This is a genomic window from Ignavibacteriales bacterium, from assembly GCA_026390595.1.
In the GTDB taxonomy this organism is placed as follows: domain Bacteria; phylum Bacteroidota; class Ignavibacteria; order UBA10030; family UBA10030; genus UBA9647.
On record JAPLFQ010000006.1, the window covers coordinates 67891 to 87488 of the forward strand.

The 19598-nt window shown below is 49.7% G+C and carries 15 protein-coding genes; 2 read left to right on the forward strand and 13 right to left on the reverse strand.

Translation table 11 applies throughout. From position 1 onward, the window contains the following. Positions 1-401: 401 nt before the first annotated feature. Positions 402-2633, forward strand: coding sequence for a T9SS type A sorting domain-containing protein (locus NTU47_02205; protein MCX6132600.1), 2232 nt, complete (start codon positions 402-404; stop codon positions 2631-2633). Between the two features lie 479 nt (positions 2634-3112). Here the strand turns inward: NTU47_02205 and NTU47_02210 are convergent, their stop codons facing one another. From NTU47_02210 to NTU47_02225, 4 genes are all read right to left on the reverse strand, one after another. After that, positions 3113-4132 (reverse strand): tyrosine-type recombinase/integrase, encoded by a 1020-nt coding sequence (locus tag NTU47_02210; GenBank protein MCX6132601.1) that lies wholly within the window; start codon positions 4130-4132, stop codon positions 3113-3115. Positions 4133-4189: 57 nt separating this feature from the next. Then, complete coding sequence (locus NTU47_02215) at positions 4190-5212, reverse strand: ATP-binding protein (GenBank protein MCX6132602.1); 1023 nt, start codon at positions 5210-5212, stop codon at positions 4190-4192. Further along, positions 5209-5997 carry an AAA family ATPase gene (locus NTU47_02220; protein MCX6132603.1) on the reverse strand — a complete coding sequence of 263 codons (789 nt, stop codon included), beginning with the start codon at positions 5995-5997 and terminating at the stop codon, positions 5209-5211. Before NTU47_02220 ends, NTU47_02215 begins: the two co-directional genes overlap by 4 nt. 93 nt (positions 5998-6090) lie before the next feature. Next, entirely contained in the window at positions 6091-7749 is a 1659-nt protein-coding gene (locus NTU47_02225) for a metal-dependent hydrolase (protein ID MCX6132604.1), read from the reverse strand. A 182-nt stretch (positions 7750-7931) separates the two neighbouring features. Here NTU47_02225 and NTU47_02230 point away from each other — a divergent pair, with 182 nt between their 5' ends. Beyond that, a complete protein-coding gene (locus tag NTU47_02230; protein ID MCX6132605.1) occupies positions 7932-8168 on the forward strand; it encodes a ribbon-helix-helix domain-containing protein in 237 nt (78 codons plus the stop codon). Positions 8169-8531: 363 nt separating this feature from the next. Here NTU47_02230 and NTU47_02235 read toward each other — a convergent pair whose 3' ends face one another. The 9 genes from NTU47_02235 to NTU47_02275 all read right to left on the reverse strand — a co-directional run bounded on the left by NTU47_02235 (position 8532) and on the right by NTU47_02275 (position 19590). Further along, the gene (locus NTU47_02235; GenBank protein ID MCX6132606.1) at positions 8532-9071 is read right to left on the reverse strand and encodes a hypothetical protein; all 540 of its coding nucleotides are present in this window, start codon (positions 9069-9071) and stop codon (positions 8532-8534) included. Between the two features lie 101 nt (positions 9072-9172). Beyond that, on the reverse strand, positions 9173-10276 hold the full coding sequence (locus tag NTU47_02240) for a DUF4373 domain-containing protein (protein ID MCX6132607.1): 1104 nt from the start codon (positions 10274-10276) through the stop codon (positions 9173-9175). Positions 10277-10331: 55 nt separating this feature from the next. Next, on the reverse strand, positions 10332-11666 hold the full coding sequence (locus NTU47_02245; GenBank protein MCX6132608.1) for a hypothetical protein: 1335 nt from the start codon (positions 11664-11666) through the stop codon (positions 10332-10334). Then, the gene (locus NTU47_02250; protein ID MCX6132609.1) at positions 11656-12273 is read right to left on the reverse strand and encodes a TolC family protein; all 618 of its coding nucleotides are present in this window, start codon (positions 12271-12273) and stop codon (positions 11656-11658) included. Before NTU47_02250 ends, NTU47_02245 begins: the two co-directional genes overlap by 11 nt. A gap of 238 nt (positions 12274-12511) precedes the next feature. Next, positions 12512-13525: a hypothetical protein gene (locus NTU47_02255; protein MCX6132610.1), complete on the reverse strand. Its 1014-nt coding sequence runs from the start codon at positions 13523-13525 to the stop codon at positions 12512-12514. A 94-nt stretch (positions 13526-13619) separates the two neighbouring features. Then, the gene (locus NTU47_02260) at positions 13620-14006 is read right to left on the reverse strand and encodes a hypothetical protein (protein ID MCX6132611.1); all 387 of its coding nucleotides are present in this window, start codon (positions 14004-14006) and stop codon (positions 13620-13622) included. After that, positions 13999-14856: a site-specific integrase gene (locus tag NTU47_02265; GenBank protein MCX6132612.1), complete on the reverse strand. Its 858-nt coding sequence runs from the start codon at positions 14854-14856 to the stop codon at positions 13999-14001. The genes NTU47_02260 and NTU47_02265 overlap by 8 nt, the downstream gene beginning before the upstream one ends. 876 nt (positions 14857-15732) lie before the next feature. Beyond that, the gene (locus NTU47_02270) at positions 15733-16335 is read right to left on the reverse strand and encodes a hypothetical protein (GenBank protein MCX6132613.1); all 603 of its coding nucleotides are present in this window, start codon (positions 16333-16335) and stop codon (positions 15733-15735) included. A 39-nt stretch (positions 16336-16374) separates the two neighbouring features. Then, positions 16375-19590, reverse strand: coding sequence for a hypothetical protein (locus NTU47_02275; protein MCX6132614.1), 3216 nt, complete (start codon positions 19588-19590; stop codon positions 16375-16377). Positions 19591-19598: the final 8 nt, after the last annotated feature.

Genomic DNA, 19598 nt, shown 5'->3' on the forward strand with positions numbered 1-19598 from the left:
AATCCAACTACCTAGCGAGGCCGTGTTTCCCTCGTGCCCACAAACAAGGTACAACTCCTTGCGCCCCCCTCCCCCGCATTGTTTCTGAGTCAATCCTGCAGTACGTTGGCAGGCAGCACCGTGGCATGCCTCTGAAAACCGAGTATGCGCTATGAGGCGAAAATGATCTGTCTAAGAGCCAAGGGAATAGAGATATCAATGAGTTACAATTGCACTTCTCTGTTTCATCAAAGGGGACGCAGATGAAAAGCACATTCAGATTACTCTTTTTGTTGTGTTGCCTATTCACCAGTTCGAATCCGTCGTATTCACAATGGGTGCAAACAAATGGACCTAATGGGGGTCCAATTTTTTCTATGGCTAGTAGCGGTAATACTATTGTTGCGGCCACTGAGGGGGGTATGTTTCTTTCAACGAACGATGGGGCAAACTGGAAAAACGTCAATAGCGATCACATTTTTTATTCGGTAGTTATCAGCGGCACGGATATTTTCGCTGGAGTTCCGTCGGGTGGAGGCGTATTTCTTTCAACCAACAACGGAACAAGTTGGACTCAGGTAATTGCGAACGCCAATGTTGCCTCTCTTACCGTGAGCGGTACGAATATCTATGCGGTTACTGGTGGTCGTGTTATTCGTTCAACCAATAACGGGGCTACTTGGTCACAAATTAGCAATGGCCTTCCTCTAACAAGCAGTGTTACCGCTCTAACTTCAATGGGTTCAAGTATTTTTGCGGGCGCTTCTGATGGCAGTGGCTATCTTTTGGCGAATAATGGAACAGACTGGAATCAAGTGACTAGTGGCTTTCCCAAGAATCTCTTTTCGCTTTGTACTAGCGGTTCAAATCTGTTTGCGGGAACTAATGAAGGTGTGTATCTTTCAACAAATAATGGCACCAATTGGACACCGGTTATTAATGGTTTGGTTGTGCCGGTAGATGGTATCTATTATATTCCGCGAGTGTTCTCCCTTGCCGTTGTTGGTAATAGTCTATTTGCAGGTACATGGGATGGCGGTGTTTATGTCTCAACGAACAATGGAACCAACTGGACACAACTCAATAATGGCTTGATTGATACTCATGTCCGTTCGCTTTGCGTCAACGGCACAAATGTCTATGCTGGCACTAATGTAGGCATGTTTCTTTCAACCAACAACGGAACAAATTGGACAGAACTGAATACAGGGCTGACGAACTCTGGTGTTCGTGCGCTAGTTGCTAACGGTGCAAATATTCATGCAGGTGCTCTTGGGGGCATGTATCTTTCAACCAATAAAGGGACAAGTTGGACGCTCGAGCTGGGTAATGCTGATATTACATCTTTTTCTACTCTCGGTGAAAATATTGTTGCCGGAGAAAGGAAGAAAGGAGTGTATCTGTCAACGAACAATGGATCAAGTTGGATGCAAATTAATAATGGCTTGACTAATACGAACGTTTATTCTCTTGCTGCTAGCGGTTCAAATCTGTTTGCGGGAACTAATGATGGTATATATCTTTCAACAAATAATGGAACAAGCTGGACACAAGTCAATAATAATCTAGGTGGGACAAGTGTTTCTGCCCTAGTTGCTAATGGCATAAGTATTTTTGCCGCTACTGATGGGGGTCTATTTACTTCAACGAACAATGGGGGAAATTGGAAACAAATCACTAATGGCTTACCCAGTGTTTGGGTTACTGCTCTTTCTTGCGTCGGTACAAATCTATTTGCCGGTACTCCTGATGGTATATATCTTTCAACAAATAGTGGAACAAGCTGGACACAGGTAAATAATGGATTCACGGATTTTGGTAGTATCATTACTTTAGCTATGTACGATACAAATCTATTTGCCGGAACCACTGGAGGTGTATTTCTTTCAACGAACTATGGAGCGAACTGGACAAAGGTCAATAGTGGTTTGGTAAGGACATGGGTTTCTGCGCTAGTTGCCAATGGCATGAATATTTTTGCCGGTACTGTTGGGGGTACAGGCGGTGGTGGAAGTGGAGTATGGCGACGACCATTTTCAGATTTTGGGATCACCGGTGTTGAAATTGTGTCGGCACCTCAAGCACCAACGCTTGCGTCACCGGCCGACAGCGCAATCAACCTGCAGTTGACCACGTCGTTGAGCTGGAATGCCGCCACCGGTGCTACCGGATATCACCTGCAGGCGTCGACATCCTCATCCTTTGCATCGACCGTGGTCGATGACACGACACTCACGACCACATCGAGATCGGTCAGTGCGCTGGCTTTGAGTACGACATACTACTGGCGGGTCCGCTCGAAGAACGCCGCAGGATTCAGCGGCTTCTCTAACGCCAGGAGCTTCAAGACGATCCGTACCACCGCAGTCGAAAAGCTCGATGGCTCAATTCCTACAGACTTTGTATTGAGCCAGAACTATCCGAACCCTTTTAACCCCACCACGATCATCCAATTTGCATTGCCGAACGGCTGTTATGTTTCATTGAGAGTGTTTGACTTGTTGGGGAAGGAAGTGGCGATCTTGCTATCAGAGGAGCTTGGACCGGGGTATTTCTCGGTTCGATGGCAGCCCGATGTTCCGAGCGGGACATACATCTATCGCTTGCAAGCTGGACAACTCGTGGAGACGAAAAAAATGACCCTCCTGCGTTGAGGCCGAGGACCAGGGGCCATATGGATGTAAGACTTCGGTAGGATTTCGAATCACGTACACAAAAAATCCCCATCAACACTGGGGATTTTCTTTTGGCGTTTTAGCTCCTGAATCTAGCGAGTTTAGCAATTCTGCCCTCTGAGCACAGAGAAACACCAGTTCCAATTTGGCTGCCGACTTGGACTTGCAGTTCAAAACTCCCTCCTGATAACACGATTGACGACACAGCAATAGTGAGCCTTCCAGCCTGCGCAGAGCCGAACCAGCGGCATAGAACTGTTGAACGCCTGACACCCCGACTGACATTGAGCTAGTCGGCAAATGTTCCGAGATGCGAAAGATCAATGTGTCGCGAACGTGGCAGGATTGGTGTACAAGTGTGAACCTGGCTTTGAGCAATGACTTGCGGCTGCTGATCCGTGCATGCTAACAGATTTGTTAGCAGCAACTTGGAAAGGCCCCTCTCCTCTACATTAAGATCAGTTCGTGAGCTTGTCGACATCGGGCAGTTGTAGCTTGCCCACGCTCTCTCGCAGGTATTCGTTTGACAAGTGTCCGTAGATCTCGGTCACAGCTACTGAACTGTGACCGAGGAGCTCCTTTACGACGGAGATGGGAACATTGGCCATGAGCATCCAAGAGGCGTATGAGTGGCGGAGCGAATGAAAATGCAGTTGTTCTGGCAACTCGCACTTCCGCACAAGACTCTTGAATCGACGGGAAATTGCATGCGCGCTCAGTGGAGCTTGCTGTTTGTCTGAGAAGACATAGCCCGTAGGTTTCCTCAGCGGCATGAAGATATTGTAGATATCAGCTGACATTGGGATTGTCCTCGGTTTGTAGCCCTTCACCACGAAATTGCATCGATTTCTGATCCGGATCGAACGCCGATCGAAGTCAAGATCTTCCCAACACAGGTTCACGAGTTCGCCCCGCCGCATTCCGGTTGAAGCGCCAAACAAGAGAAGGCGTCGAAACCCCACATCTTCGACCACAGAACACAGCTTGATGAACTCTTTCAAGGTGAGGAAGCAAGGATCCTTTGCGGGTACTCTGAGCAACTTGCACTTCCTTGCTGGATTCTCATCGATTAGTCGCCAGTCTACGGCAAGTTGAAAGGCTGCCCGAAGCGTGCGGAGATTGATGTTGACGGTGACAGGGGAGGCCTTGCGTAGCCGCGCTTGCTTGAATTGCTCAATGTCCAACGGAGTGATGGCTCTGAGCGGGAGGTTTCCGAGGGTCTCGAGCAGATGCTTGAATGCACGAGTATAAAGACTGCCAGTGCCAATGGAGAGATTTGCCAGAGAATACTGTTCAATGCGCTGCATAAAACCCGAGAGATTCGTACGCCTTGGCCTATCGAGGTGTGGTGCGAGCGAAGCGAAAAGCTCTCGGGCCTTCTCAAGATCCTTCGTTCCAAGGGAAATCCACCTGCTGCGGCCTTTTTCCCGATAGGCTGTATAATAAATACCATTGCTCCTTTTGAAGAATGATGCCATGACTCGTGTCGATCCCTCCCAGCAGTGACATCCACTTTCACTTTACATGCTGTATCGTCATCTGTATTTCTGAGGCCTGAAAAGGAAGAACGCTCTGAACACTCGGAAGATGAGGTACGCGAAAAATCCGAGTGTCGAGAAGTAGATGTAGAATTCTCTGTTGTCTGTGCCGATTGAAAAGATTTTGAAGATGGTGAAGATGCTGATGCCGAAAACATAGATGGGCCCCATGTTGAAGTAATGCCCCTCATCGACCTGACGGAGTTTGCGTATCTCCTGGGTGTCGAGGTACTTCTCTTTGGAGCCATGCCAAAGCATGTTCTTGATGTGGAACGGATTACCATTGGAAGCTTTGAGGATCTCTCTTCGATAGAGCTCTGGATCGATGATGTGTAGAGTATAGTTCTCGAAAAAGTAGTTGATGAGCTGAATGGAAACAGCCTCCGGCAGTGGTTCCAAGTCGATCTTGGTGAAGGATGCCCAGATACGTTTGAATTGGAAGTTCTCCTTCATCTGGACGACAGCTGCACAGACAAGGGCAACGTTTAGAATAGTTTCCAGAAACTTCTGCTGTGTTGGGGAGATCCTGTCCAAGTTGTCAAAGAAGATCAAATAGGGCTTCTGCGATTGGGAGATGCCCTCGAAAATCAAAGCTTGGAGTTTGTTGCTGCCAAGCCCAGAGAGCTGCTTTTTGGCTGTTGCCCAATCTGTCCGCTCGCCATCCAGTTCTACGTGAAGGTCCCCGAGATAGAAGAGGTCTTCGGCGATTTCCTTGATGCAATCGCCCAGCGGGCTTGAGTGTTCTATGAAGAGCATCTTGTATTGATCCGGTTTGATGCGAACACCCAGATTGCCACGCAGCTGCGCCATGATATTCGCTGAGAAATCGATGCGCCTGGTGTGGCCGGTAAGGATCCATTTCGCTTCAAGCATAAGTCGGCTCTTACCAATACCCTTGTCTCCTGCGAGCAGCGTGTGACGGCCTTTTGAGAGGTTCTTGACAAGGAGATAAAGTTCCTCTGTTCTTCCAAAGAAGGTCAGATCCTGACGAAGGTCAGATGGAAGGACTAAATCTTTCACGGCTTCACCCCGTGAAAGACCAGCCCAGTCTTTCGCATATAGAGCTGGCACCGAGGGGCTGTGGATCCAAATCGGTTCTTACTAGCGTAAAGGATGCGATGATGTTCCTGATCCTCCTGCACATCCAAATGGAATACAACATCGACTGCGTGCTCGAGGAGCTTTGGGCCAGCCGTGGTTCTGTTCTTGGTGACCTGTCCGACAATGATGAGAACGATATTCTGCTGCTGCGCTAGCCGCCGTAGGACATAGATGCACTTTCGTATCTGCATTGAACTTCCCGGCAGTGAGGTCATCGTATCAGAATAAATGGTCTGTATTGAATCGACAACGAGCATCCTTATCTTCGTCTGATTGACATGAGAAAGGACTGCACTCATGTTCGATTCGAAAAGGACAAAGATGTTTGGTGAGGTTATCCTCAGGCGGTCTGCACGAAGCTTCAGCTGCTGGACAGACTCTTCGCCGGTGACATAGAGCGATGGGATGTTCATCTTCTTCAACACCTGCATCAAGAGAGTTGATTTGCCGGCTCCCGGCTGACCTGTAAGCAGAACAGTGCTTCCGGGAACGAAGCCATCACCGAGCAGCAGGTCGAGCTGTTCAATCCTTGTCCTGATTCTTGGGACGCTGAAGGATTCGATCTTAGGGAGCGCTATGGGTCGTACGCCGTCCTTCGATATCACGGCCACTTGTTTGCGGAGAGAATTCCAGCGTCCGCAATCGGGACAGGTGATCTGGAAGTTTGGGAAAAAGGAGTTGCAGGAAGAGCAAGAATAAGACATGGTTTTGGACCTCCCCTCGGTCCCCTCCTAAATAGGAGGGGATGTGGACCTGCCCCTGCCCCGTCCTAAAAAAAGGAGGGGATGCGGGGCCTGTCAGTTCATTCGCTTGATTATGAATGTGACCTGGGTTTTGTTGTTGTGAGGAATCTGACGGATGTCCATCAGGAGACCGTTCACGGTTGAGTGAATTTCGGATTGCTTCTCGGCGGCATTTGCCTTTGATCTTAGTTGTCGATTGGTCAGGGACAGCTTGCGGATTTCCAGTGCGGTCCTGGACTGGGTGGCTGACCGGGATGCAAGAAGCTGCGACAGGGTTGTCTTGCTCTTGTGCCACTTCAGTTCCGAAACAGTAAGCACGCGATCAGATGTAAACCCTCCTTTTGAAAGCTCTGTTCGTTGAGCGTGTTCTGTCGAATCAATTCTTGCAGCCTGTTCCGCATTGACGATCTTCTGATTGACTTCTGAGAGGAAGGTCAACTTCTGGCTCTCCAGCGATTGTATCTTGCCTTCGTTGAGGCTGATCTGATCCTGGAAGAACTGCGCAAGGTCCTTTCTTGCAAGGATCTCTTTGTCCCTCACGGTGTCCCCCCTCGTTTTGCAAAATTGTATGGATTCCTTCGGATCGAGCGTGACTGAGATCTGGGTATAGTTCTCAAGCCTCGGCAAGGTCAAACCAGGCGATGATTGACTCTCCTGGTTCTTGCCTGGGAGAATTGATTTCACGGTCAGGATCCCTTTTGTGATGAACACGTACTCGAGATTGAACGTGAGAATATCCCGGTACCTGGCATAGCTGAACTTGACAGTTCCGCCGCCCCCCGTTACAGGACTGAATATTCTGATGTTCTCTGGCAAGGATACCTTGTCTGTTGTGGCAAGATCACCGAAGAGGTAGTTCTCGACTGACGTATCGATATAGGCAGTGATCTGGGAGAGAAGTTGGTTGCTTAGATCGATGCTTCGCACTGTCGAACGGACAGGAGTGCCCCTTTCGCACAGTATCTTATCTGCGACAAAGTCGGCTTCGAAGTCCTTCCCTAGCGTGTGCAGGTCTCCATCAGCTCCTTTGAAAATCAACGTGGAGGGATTGAGGGCTCCTATGACCTCAACAGTGCCGCTGAAGGGATGCTTGGTGAGCATGTTGTAGGCAGTGGCGTTGGCAAACACAAGGTTATCCCGGGAGAATTCATTGTAGTCCCGCACAGCTGACTCGATGTTCTTCTGTGTCGACCTTATGAAGCGCTCATATCCTTGGTGTGCAATCAAGAACACGGGAATGCAGCCGAGGAGGAAGAAGATTCCCAGCATCCGATCCATTTTAGAGCCGGTTTGCAGCCGGTAACGATGGGGATTGTTGACCTCCAGTGGGAACACACATTTAGAGCTTGAGAGCGGATAGAAGAGCTTCACGCCGTGAACGGTCATCGTATCCAGAAAAGGATGTGAGGAGTAACCCGCAAGAATGCAGACAAAGATGTCTGCATTCACCAGCCGGATAGGCAGAAGCAAGACCGCAAGACCGACCATGAAAGCAACCGAATGAGTGAGCGTGCGGTGGCCAAATCGTCGCTCAAGAAATCTGGACAAAGAAGGAACAACCCTGCCTGGATAACTTGCTGCTGTGTCAATGTCGGGCAATGTCGAAGCGATCGCTATGATAAAGGCGTTGGATGCACTGAGCGCGACACCCGTCGTCGTAAGCAAGAGCAAATACAGGAACTCGGCGAATGTGATATGTGTGGGGGTGGTCATAGAAGAGTATTAAGTATGTGAGTAGTGGAGTAGGAAGTATTTGAGTAGCAAGTATATGAGTGGTTGAGTTTGAAAAACATGAGGGTGCTAGGCCTTTGATTTGGAGTGAGACGTAGTCAAACTTGACAACGATGCGGTTGGTGGCTATATTACAGTGTAATACACCCCGGAGAGGACTATTTATGAGACAAAGCAAAGTCGTGACCGTCTCGATTCCACCGAAGCTTCTGAAGCAGGCGGAGAGACTGGCGCAGAAAGAGCAACGGACGAAGAGTGAAGTCGTGCGTGACGCACTGCGGTTGTATCTGAACCTGCAGAACGACAAAGGATTTCGTCTTGCAGTACGAGAGCGCGCAAGGGCGCTGCAGCTGCAAACTGAAGATGACGTTGAACGCATCGTTGACAAAGTGCGGAAATAGCTTCTCATGGCATCCCTATCGTTGGCGTTGCAAGAGTTTTCGCAGAAGCGCCGACCTGGTCCGTAGTATGCTGTTACGCTTCTGAAGGTCAGACGGGAACGTCTGACCGACCAATCTTGCCTCCGTTCGTCACTCTCGCTTAGAGCACTCTGTTGGGAAAGTCTGCATTGCACAAGCCGAGTGACTCTGTTCTGTTTGCTCAACGTGATTGGATAGCACTCTGATCACCCGCTCCAAGTCACGTTGCGTGACGATGGACTCCCCGCCTAATTGCTCGAGCTCGAGTGTCCTTGACCAGGAACAGAGAATCCTTTGAATCGCTTGGTGGGGAATAGTGTTTGACATGGGCTTTCTCCGAGATGGTCAGTCCCGCTCTTCCGGCGAACGGTATTCGAGCTTGAGATGCTGAAAGATTTCCTCTTCACTTTGAACAGATATGAGGGTGCCGCTGCTCGTGAGGAGGCCGCTCCCGTCAGCTTTCAAGTGCATTTGAAGTTCCAGCGCCTTGCGGGCCAGTTTGATGTTGTGTTGACGACTCCCCGTGCGAATGAGGAGCAAGGTCCACCAAGTTTGCTCGGTGGAAATGTAGAGGTCGATGGGGATTGTGTCACCGTCGATTGATTTGAGAAAACGTTTGATCTTTGAGCCGTTGGCATCGAGTTCCATGTCGTGACTCAGGCAAAGCTGGGATAGCTGCTTATCGAGCTGGTCCTCTTGATAGGGACCTCCGAAGAGGGTCTCATCCTCCATTTGGATGAACCTCGGGATCATAAGGAGATCGATGTCGTTGACAGCTATCTTCTGTCGCCGAAGCGAGCCGACGATTTCGATGCGAGCGCAGGTGGCGGAGATCTGGGCGATGAAGTCGTTGGCGATGTCAAGAGCGAAGGTGTTGGGGAACATGGGTCGATTCCTCTCTGATTTTGATGATGGGCGTTACGTGTAACGCCCTTACGGCTTAGATCCGCCCGCGCATCGGGGGATCGGGCGAATGCGATTCGCCCTTACGGAGGGTGATTATCACGGACGCGGCGGCGGAGCAGGGATGCCACGCTGTTCTCCTCGTCAGCGGTGAGCAGCTGGACCCAGGGGTGAGTGCCATCGCCGTTGCCATGGAGGCAGGTCCACATCCAGCCGAATGGATTGGTGATTCGAGTTTTCGCACTGGCTTTGAGCATCAAGTGCACTGCACGCAGTACGAGTTCGGCATAGTGAGTCTTCTCGCCGAGCAAGTTGTAGGCGCTGTAGCACAATGTCTCCTTGTGTGTCTGATCGCCTCCGAGGAAGAGTTTGCGGAGTTCCGGCTCAGTCGGATTCCAATCGAACTTGTTTGATCGGCCATCATTCCAGTCGGAAAGTTCGGAATGCACCTTGGCGCTGTATTCGAAGAATGCATCCTGAGAGAGTTCGATCAGGTGACTGTAATTTGTGACAAGGCCCTGTTGACAAGATGTGGATATCAGATTTTCTTCATTGGCGTCTTTAACAAACATGTTTCTTCTGTTTCTATTCTCCTTCTGTATCTGTTCTGCTTCTGTTTCTAGGTGAACTTTTCCGGACTTTGTCCGAAGCGACTCCAGATTTTGTTCGGACAGTGTTCGAACACTGTTCGAACTTTGTTCGGAGTTTGTCCGAACACTCTGCGCCCCTTCTGCTGCGCTCAGGGCATGCCTTCTTTGAATTCGTCGCGTATAGTCGTCTGCACGCTGTTCGAACGATGGGCTGTATAACACGTTGAAGCTCAACCACTTCTGCTGATCGAAGATGCCGATACTAACGCAGGTGCGGATGACGGCTGTGAGTGTTTTTGAGGTTGTGAAGAGATTTTTTGCCAGAGTTTTTGCAGGAAGTCTCGGAATTTTCGGGAGGTCGACGCTGCTGTCGAACAGGTTCTCGGATTCTTTGCGGGGATCTTCCAGAAGATTCGCGAAAGATTTGTCTGATTTTTTTGAGAATTCCATGATTTTTAAATGAAAAGTGTCGGAGTCTTCGCCGATTTCTTCCAGAAGTGCCCAGAAAATTGCCCAACCCTCCAGGCCATGTTTAGCTGCAAGCATCCGGAGCTTCGGATCGTGTCGTGCTGCGCAGTCGTGATGAAACCATTTCATGGCGTTTAGTTCCTGTTGTTGACCCCCCAACCCCCTGAGAGGGGGAGGAATGGGGTCATTTCTTGAGCCGGTAGTAAAACTGTTCGACTTTGTCAATGACCTTATGCTTCTCCAAGAGTTCGTATTGCTTGTTGTAGAGATCGGCAACCAGTGTCAGGGCGGCTTGGCGAAGACGGGATCGCTTCATGAATGAAGCGCCTCCTGCGATGTCTTCAATGAGGTCCAAAACCAGGATAGCTGTGTTCTCATCGAGCAGTTGTAGATCGAATTCGGGTGTAAGAATTCGGAGTTTGCGTTCCGCTTCAGTAATGACCGTGTCACATTTGTCGCCGAAGGAATCGAATACTTGCTGGCGAAAAGAGCGAAAAGTCCGATCGAAGAGTTTGGTGTAATCGGAAAGCTCAGGCCGAGGTTCGTTGTGCTGAGGCACCGTGAAACTATGCTTGGAACGACGTGTGATAATTTTCCTCGGGGGCCAAGGATCCCGCCCATGAATGGGCGGGCAAGGGCGAGGCATTGGGCCTGAAGCCGCTGAATGCTCAGATTCCTGATGCGTGATGACAAATGAAGCAGCTTCCGGGTTGGCATCGATCTCAGGAGGTCTATCCTCGGCGTTGCGCGGAGAGTTCAGAATCTGATTCAGGAAGACTGTAAAGTCCTCTGTCTCCTTTTCACGGGCGGCTGAGAACAGGTCATCAGTAGATTGGTCGAGGGATGCGTGAGGAAATCGCATCTTTACCTGTTCAGGAGGCATAGCCGACTGGTTGGTTGCTGGTGCGGGAGCGCTGATGCTTGAAGCATGTCTGGCTTCGATCAGTTCTTTGTTCTTCTCGATGTCGTACAATAGAATGCGGCCGCGCTTGAATGGGGGGCTATACTGCGTCAGATCGTCGGCAGAGGCCACATCTTTCAGGTCAATCGACGGAAGAAGATGAATGAACTCGTTGCATTCGATGATCCCCTTCCTGCACTTCGTGCTCGTCAGGAGCGTGTGAACCTGTTTCTTTGTCAATCCATCCAGCTGGACCTTCAGGCAGGGTTCATAGACAAACGTTGAGCGGAAGCGATCAAGAATCTCGCCTGAAGCAGCAAAGAGATACACCCGGGTGCTGTCTTCTCGTCCGGAGTGTTTGAAGGTCTGCAGGGCAACATCGAGGTGAAGTTGAAAGCGCAAATCGCAGTTCATTCTGGCGCACTCGTAAATGTGTGAGCCACGCAAGAAGAAGAGATCGTAGAATCGTGAGGAAGCTCCATTTATGGCTGGATCTTGTATGGTGTAGGCAATCATCATGAACCCCAAGGAGTCATTCCATTGAGACTGAGCGAGCAAGAGCGGATTGAGGTGTTTTCCCGGGACATCGGCGATGATTTGGGTGGTGTCATTGAGCATTGGACCCCCCAGCCCCCCTTAAGAAAGAGGGGGTAGGTTGGCTTGATAGCTTCAGTTGCAGCTCTGAGTGCTGTTGGTGGATTCGTTGGATGGATCGCTGGAGGCTCAGGAGTTCCAGTTTGGTTCTCGCGAGTGCATCGTATTCGATTCTTCCTTGCTGGAAGCGAAGCTCGTTGAATTGGAGCAACTCTTCGACTATTGAGAGTTCCTTTTCGAGTGATTCGGATTGCTCCTGCAGTGCGGCGAGTTGCTGCTCGAGTAATCTGCGAACATGAATGTTCTGAATCGTTCGGAGCGATAGAGCCGCTTTGAGTCTCTCGAGATCGATGATTGCCTGCACATGCGTTGGAGATAAAAAGACCTCGTTCAGTGAAATGCTGAGCGTCAATCTGTAAGCATCCCGAGGCAGAATGTATGGTGTGAAGGAAGTCGGATCGATGAACATCAGGTCGTGCATACCGAGGCTGGCCGACAAGTGAACCTGGGGGATGAGCCGACGCCAGAAACTGGTTTCATTCACCTTTTCTTCTGCCTTCTTGATGTCGAGCCGCAAGATGCAAAGCTCGAGACTATCCATCGTACCGACATTATATAGAGTGTCGTCCAAGACGATCTGTGAAAGCATCCTGATGGGGACCGCTCCAGCTCCCCCAGCCTCAGCTGGAACGGTCGGACCAACTTCGCACGATGAGCGTAGTTGGTTTTTCCCATTCAGGATCCCCCACCACGGGACCATAAGAGTGAAAACAAGTATGAAGGATAGAGATCTTCTTCGTTGAAGCATTGTGCACCCGTTGGTGATGTGGTACTGTGAAGTAGATGCTACTTCGTTCTCCGGACTGCTGCTATGCCACGATCGGTCGAGGAGGCCTGGGGCCTAATATTGTGACCCCAGACGCCAGACTCGGCCGAGGAATGTTGCCAGGAGCAACTTGGCCGGAAGCAGCACTCAAAAACTCCGCGCCGATATGACGCCTGATCCCAGGAATGGGAGGTTTTGCTATCGGTCCACAATTGCCAGAACCCAATGATGGCAGACCAGAGGTTGTTTCGCGTGTCACGGTTCCATCTGCCTCTCCGTGTGTGCGCACCTGGCTCCAAGAACCGTCCGGATATTCCGTTCTGGTGATCGTGCTTCCGTCAGATTGACCATAGCTGCTACGCAGTTGAACAAGATTGCCATCCCCATCCGTTACCTTCGAGAGTATCTTACCATTTGAAGCGTAGCGAGACGTTATGCGAATGGATCCGTCCTGCGGATTGATGACCCTGGTGACGACGGGGAGCCGGAATGTGTATGTCTGAAGTGTGCCGTTACGCAACACATGAGTGACAATGGTATCGGTCTGAGTGCCGTACATTTCAGTAACAGTTTTCTGCTGCGGGTTGTCGCTCAAGTGATCTGCATAGGAGGCATAGCGCTTGGATTCGGTGACGATGTGGCCATTCGCCTTACCGTATGTCTTTCTTACGGTGATCAGCAGCAATCCTTTGGGACGCGCATAGCGCTCGGTGACAACAGCACCGTAGCCCCCCGGGATGATCTGACCATAGATGTATACCGTGTCAGTTGAGGTAATCGACAGAATCGTCTTGTTCCCTGGTGCTGGATTGCCCGAGAGTCGTGCGCTGGGACCATTCCGAAAGGAATCTGACCAGTCAGCGATAGCCTGGACCTCATCCAGTGCCGAGATGAGAAAGTCCTCACCGGTTGCCTCGAATTCGTAAGGCGGAATGTCAGGCGCGTTGGTGGATGAAGGGATTTGGAGACGCATCTCACAGGCAATGAGAGTAAGAGCGGCGAGGATGAACGAGAAGAACGTGAACGAGAGCTGTTTTCGATTGGGTGATGGGTGCATGGGAACCTCCGATAGTGTAGTGCGCGGGGGGCGAGGGATGAGACCCCCCACCCCCCTATCCCCCCTTGAGAAGAAAGGGGGGAATGGTGCGCTGTTAGTAGTGAAAGACAAGAACAGTGGATTCGAACCGTCGGTCCTGGATCTGGATGACACCGATATAGAGACCCGGAGGAGCGAACAGTTGATCGTTAGTATCGCCGAGCCAAGTGTGGGCGTGTGAGCCCTTTGATTCGGCAGCGTTGAGCACGAGAGTTTTCACGAGGAACTCCTTTCCATTTGAATCGATGGTGATAATGAATGCGTTCAATGTCGCAGGGCTCTTGAGCGAGTAGCGGATTTCTGAGTTAGCTTTGAACGAATCGAATGCGCTCGGAGCGAAGCGCAAGCTGCTCACAAGATCCGGATCATCGAGCTGTGAGGGATGACTGCAGCCGATGAGAAGTTCCAGGATCACACATGTTCGGAGCAGAGCGTTACGCATTTGGGGAGCCAGCATAGTTGTGGGTCTGTCCGACAGTCAGCACTTTCTGAATGAGCGTCTCTCTGGCCTCTGGGTGCTGCTGCAGGTGCGCGCAGGTGTCACGCAACGTCTTGTGCGTGCAGTCGATGCCCAGAGTTGAACCCAGCTCATTAAGCGTATGTCTTATGGTCATTCTGTGGATAGGCTGGTCGGAGAAATTCTCCAGGAAGACGAAGTCGGACACGGTCTTTCGGCGTTCCAAGTATGCTCGGAGTTTGCGGAGCATGGCCAGGTGGAGTTGAATCGTGGACTTTGTGCTGATAATAAGAGAGACAGACTTGTTGGTGGTCCGAAGCGAGGACAATTGAAGCGTACAGAGTCGATACTGCGGGACGTCATAGAAGAGCATCAGCGATACGATGAGTTCGTCCCGAAGATAGCGGAGAACATCAGATTCCTCCCCCGAATGTTGGCGTCTGTTCAGATAGTGATATATGGCCACAATCTGGTCGTATGAGAGAAGGGCGCCTCTGACCGGGTGAACAGTGAGCGTCGAGAGGGGATTCTGTTGTATCGATCCCTGCTGGACGAGGAAAAGGAAGAAATTCTTCAGCGCAAAAGAGGCTCGTCTGACGGATGGAAAATTGAGTCCGGACTTTGCCAAGCCAAGGAGGTAGTCCTCCACGTCCTTTGTTTGAATTGCCATGATGGAACTGAGCTTTGCTGATCCTGTGTCCTTGGCATTTTGGCGCAAGAAGCTATTGACGTCCGAGGTGTAGGCGCTGATTGTTCGATCCGACATGTTCTTCCTCCTGAGATATCCGATGAATGCAGCCAGGGTGGATTGGATTTCGTTGGCTGTCTCCCTCATAGGCATTTGTGCCTTCTCCGAAAAAAACTCTCTAATAGGCAGGCTTACTGCGTATTCGCGCAAATAACTGTCTCTGAACGGGAGTCGGTTATTGCATAACTCGTTGTGAACCGGACCCCGTTATTCGTGAAGCTGCCAGCGTTTCGTCATGCATCGAGGCGGGCTTCAAAGAACTTGGCGACCAATTAATGGGTATGAGGGCGCGATTCCTATCAGGCAAATTGCCTGATATTTTTGGGGAACTTCTGGGACGGGGGGAGATCTGTGGTGGTGAGAAGTGAGAGCGTGGGAAATGCTTTGGAGGTGAGACGTGAGATGGCAGGACGATGCTGGAGCGAAGATGGTGAGAAGTGAGGGCGCGCGAAAAGCGATGAGGGTAGGACGGATGCTGGAAGAACACTTTGTGAATGGTCAATTGGTGAGTGGTGAGACGCGGAGTATTGCAGGTGGCAGAAAGGGATGGGAGACACCGCGTTTGGGAGATATCACATATTGAAGATTTGAAGGGCCGTGAGAACGAAGGTGGGAAACACCGAAAGAAGTAGGAAGAAAGACGAATTGTAAGTGGTTGACTAGTGAATGGACTGAACGAAGGTCAATCGAAGTTGCATCGGGCGATCATGTGTACGTTTGGAGTCCCGATGAACTGCAAAGAGATGTTGCAGGGGGGTGGGGTTGAGTTCTTAACAAGAAACGGTTGAGCAAGCCGATTTGGTGCTCGCGCTCGATCTGAATACGGATTGTCGGCTCGAACGTCTGCGTGATGATTTCGTGGGTTGGTGTGGCGCCTGCGCACTTATCTCATCTCGTTTCCTCTATTACTGTGGCTGCAATCGCAGACATGACCAGGTCGGCAGCCAGGCCTGGCAGGTTGCATCACTTCGCTTTGCCCGTCTTTAATTGGGTCTCTGATGTGGATCTGTTAAGTTCTATTTGGCTTTCCATAACCTGTTTTTCCAGCACTGACCGTTCTACGGCTATTCTCTTCTGCTCGGTTCTTTCAGCAAGTGCGGCTACACCAAAACGATTCCAATTGACAACAACAAGCGTAATGACCAGAACTAGGGTGAGTCCTACTTGGAATATGAAACTCCAATTCGACAGGTCTGCTCCTTGATCCTTGCTTTTCTCTAGGTCCTTCTTCAGTTCTGGAGAATAACTAAAGGGAAGCATTTGATGGAGACATTCCTGGTACTCAATGGCTCGAAGTCGATCCTTTCTGTTTGATTGCATTATGCCAGCACACCAATAGTAATGTAGGGAAAAGATCATTACGCCTATCGCGGCTAGTGATATCCTTCCAAGAGGAATATCCGGAAACGACACGAGGGTGAGTGAACCAGCAATCGCAAGGATAATTGCGGTCCAAAATGCCATGGAGACTTGAATTTCATACCTACGACGTTCATTGAATTGATCCCAAGCTCTTTCTTGAAGTGCATTGACCGCATCGAAGTGTCGCTTTTCGTTGTCGTCCATGGTCCCCCCTTTCAAGACTACATGTGATAAATTCTTCGGTCAAGCTAACGGATCAAGTTCCTCAAGAAGCTTCTTTGCCATCATCATCTCGGTCAGCTGAGAAGCTTTATCTTCGCCTTCCTGTGCCAGAAAGCGCAATGCTCTGGCGACACATTCTTTCGGTTTTTCGTACTTAGCTTTGTTGGTTGACTCTTCGAGATTTCGTTTGACTGTCCGGCCTCTGAAGCTCTCGAGAAATTTGATCAATTCGTTCTCATCCATTGGAGCGGGATCATTCGGAAGGACGAACCTCCGCCGTTCGTCTCGCTTTAGAAAACCAAACAACTCGGCCTCGAAGATAAGTCTACGCTTCTGGTCAACTATGTCATGATCTATGAGTGCTTCCGGATATGGAGAGTAACCCTGATAGCGTATCTTCTCGATTGAGTAGGCTCGTTTAGCATCATTCTCACATAGATCCTTGTGACAGGATTGTGCAGACTTTAGCTGACTAACCTGAAAGAGAGGAAAGCCGATCGTAAATCTGTCAATTTCTAGAACATTTTTGTCCCCTGTGGAATAAAAATCCTCTTTCTTGCGGCTGAACAATTTCTCCACCAATTCAGGGACCTGAGACTTCTCCTTGTCTTGGACACAAATCGCCACCTTTTGTTCGGCCTTTTCCACATCTGCAACTACATCCAGGTGACATAAGGGGGCAGCCGATCGAAAGAGGCTCCTGATTTTTGAGTCAACGTAGACCGACGTGACTGTGCGCTTAGCTGGTCCTTCAGGAAAAATGAAATCCTCGACGCATTTGCTTCGAATAGAAGCAAACTCTTCAGCCACAAATTGTTTCAATGCGTCCTCGAGAGATCCATCAGTTTCTTGATGCAAGTGCTTAATCACGTAAGAAGAGAGTGGGACCTTTCGAAAGTGTTTTTCCAAGGATGGCGGTGATTTGGTGTAGAATGTGTCGACTAGTTCGCTTTTTGTTAGAACACTTTTCTTCGACAGGGTATTCGGAAGATTTTTCGTGGCCCACAAATTCAGAGCCGCCAATTGGGTTGATTGAAGCGCTTTGATGAATCCCTCGATGTTCTCGGTTATCTCAAATAGTCGATCTCGGAAGCTTTTCGCCCACATAAGTGCTTCGTTGTGAACCAAGTGTCTCCATCTGACCAGTGCCTTACTATTGAATGCGTCTACCAACTGGACCATATTACTCTTTTTTCTGCTACGCAGATCTTGGACAAGGAGTTTTGTCTGCCTGAATTCACGACCCACTTTCCTCTCAAAATACAGGAATGATACAATCGCGTACACCACAATACTGCCTAAACATATGGTCCAATTATCCAGAAAGAAGCCTAGGAACTTGGCGAAGTCCAGGATGCCAAAATACGACAAGGATATTCCAGTTAGAAGGATAATGGCTGTAACGCAAGCAGGAATTGTTGCTGCAAGCATCCAAAAAATCCTACGCCTAAGCTCTGCAAGAGCTTTCAAGTGTATCTGAGCCTCTTTCAAGGCCTTGTCTGCTTTGTCGACGTTTAACCTTGCCTCCTGCACTTCTTCCTCACTTTTCCTTTCCTCCTCTTCCTTGAGAATCATTCTCTCATGTAGATCGTCGATATGAAGGTTGAGCCTCGCGATCTCGGACTTCAAGTCCTCGAATTCATCAACAAGTTTCGTCCGCTCAAACGCAATCACTTTGCTATTTTCCAGTAGCTTGGCCTGATCCAATTTCAGTTTCTCTATATCTGCCGGACTCTCAGCTCGCTCAAGGAGCTTTGATACCCTCACTAGTTCTTTTTCGCACTCACCAATACGTCGATCCTTGGCTTTGATTTGCGCATCAAGTTTGTCGAGCGAGCCCTCTTTGACATCCAGACCCAACAATACCTTGTAAAATGAACGGACCGTTTTCTCGACCTCATCAATAGTATGGTTCATCTCCAGCGAGTCACCCCGCAGATATCTGCTATCTTGGCCTTGCAGGGAGCGGAGAACGGCCACCGAATAACCCAATCCCCTCTTCTCTGTGTCCACGTCTACCGAGATCGTATTCTCAAGCGCCTGTTCTTTGGCGTGCAGCACCGCTTGTGACTGGGTCGACAGTTTTTCAATGTAGTCGTTCAAAGTCCGTTCAGAGAACAGCTTGAACTTGTTTTCAACGTCAGCGTAGAACAAGTTTGGGATGATGCTGTCATCTTTCGGAATAGGATGTGAGAATCCTTGATAGATTGCATTTCCCTTCTCCTCTTTCGACAGGAGATCTGTAATCGATGTAATATGTTGTGCCGCAAGAAATTCTCTGCATCCCTCAAACACAAGACTGCGATCGAACTGTCCTTCTTCGAGATCTGTCACCATGGGCTTGAGCAATTCAGCGACAGCATACGAGCAGAGGAGATCTATTATCTCTTTTTCTGGGAAGATGATTCTACTGGATCCAAATGAGCTATAGAAGCGGCCACGTTGCTGCAACTTCGTTAGAAGGATATGCCGGAAACTCAGATCGCCAAGGACAGGATAGGCGATCATCGACTCCACTGTATTTGTCACTACACTTAGTACTTCGGCAAACGTTCCGACCTGGCTGTTGTCCTCGTTCTTGCCACTGAGAAGCCAAGTTAGACCGACGTCGAACATTGCATCGCTTTGACTCACTAGGTTCATTCCCAGCTCATAGTCTAGCTCGGAAAGAAATTGAAACGTTCTCGCCAATTCGATTCGTTTGAGTCTAGCGTCCGAAGTCCCAGAAAGATCTGCCAAAAGCACAAAGAGCGAAACCTGTGAATTCTTGGGTATCCTTCGGTTCTTTTTCATTACTTCGAGAATACCTAACAATGGAATCGTAGTCGCAGATCCCAACAGATCAAAAGAGGGGGCAAATACAAAGACCTGCACGTTTTCAGTTTTGATCTCGTATCCCGCCTCTTCGAGCTCTTGATAGAACCGTATTCCTGTCAAGGCCTCAAAGTGCGAGGCCAGGATATCGCTGATATCTTCTTCCCGACTGACAAACTCTCCATAGTTACACTCATAGGGATTTGGGTGTTCCACATCGGCTAGGTTCTCGATCGTAAGCAGAGTTGAGTCATCTGAGAGCCTAAACATTCTTCCAGAAGAAGTTATCCCGATTCCACTGACGATTTTGGAAACAAGTGGATTCACTTCTTTAACAAAGCGATAACACTCAGAGGCCGCTTCGACGCCTCGTTCGCCTAGCCCCAGCAGCATCGCGGGCTTTAGAACATTTCTAGAGGACATATGAAGGA

Bases quoted from the DNA above. Each gene is read 5' to 3' on its own strand.
- NTU47_02205 (MCX6132600.1), top strand. From the start codon at position 402: ATGTTTCTTTCAACGAACGATGGGGCAAACTGGAAAAACGTCAATAGC.
- NTU47_02210 (MCX6132601.1), bottom strand. From the start codon at position 4,132: ATGGCATCATTCTTCAAAAGGAGCAATGGTATTTATTATACAGCCTAT.
- NTU47_02220 (MCX6132603.1), bottom strand. From the start codon at position 5,997: ATGTCTTATTCTTGCTCTTCCTGCAACTCCTTTTTCCCAAACTTCCAG.
- NTU47_02225 (MCX6132604.1), bottom strand. From the start codon at position 7,749: ATGACCACCCCCACACATATCACATTCGCCGAGTTCCTGTATTTGCTC.
- NTU47_02230 (MCX6132605.1), top strand. From the start codon at position 7,932: ATGAGACAAAGCAAAGTCGTGACCGTCTCGATTCCACCGAAGCTTCTG.
- NTU47_02235 (MCX6132606.1), bottom strand. From the start codon at position 9,071: ATGTTCCCCAACACCTTCGCTCTTGACATCGCCAACGACTTCATCGCC.
- NTU47_02240 (MCX6132607.1), bottom strand. From the start codon at position 10,276: ATGAAATGGTTTCATCACGACTGCGCAGCACGACACGATCCGAAGCTC.
- NTU47_02245 (MCX6132608.1), bottom strand. From the start codon at position 11,666: ATGCTCAATGACACCACCCAAATCATCGCCGATGTCCCGGGAAAACAC.
- NTU47_02255 (MCX6132610.1), bottom strand. From the start codon at position 13,525: ATGCACCCATCACCCAATCGAAAACAGCTCTCGTTCACGTTCTTCTCG.
- NTU47_02260 (MCX6132611.1), bottom strand. From the start codon at position 14,006: ATGCGTAACGCTCTGCTCCGAACATGTGTGATCCTGGAACTTCTCATC.
- NTU47_02265 (MCX6132612.1), bottom strand. From the start codon at position 14,856: ATGAGGGAGACAGCCAACGAAATCCAATCCACCCTGGCTGCATTCATC.
- NTU47_02270 (MCX6132613.1), bottom strand. From the start codon at position 16,335: ATGGACGACAACGAAAAGCGACACTTCGATGCGGTCAATGCACTTCAA.
- NTU47_02275 (MCX6132614.1), bottom strand. From the start codon at position 19,590: ATGTCCTCTAGAAATGTTCTAAAGCCCGCGATGCTGCTGGGGCTAGGC.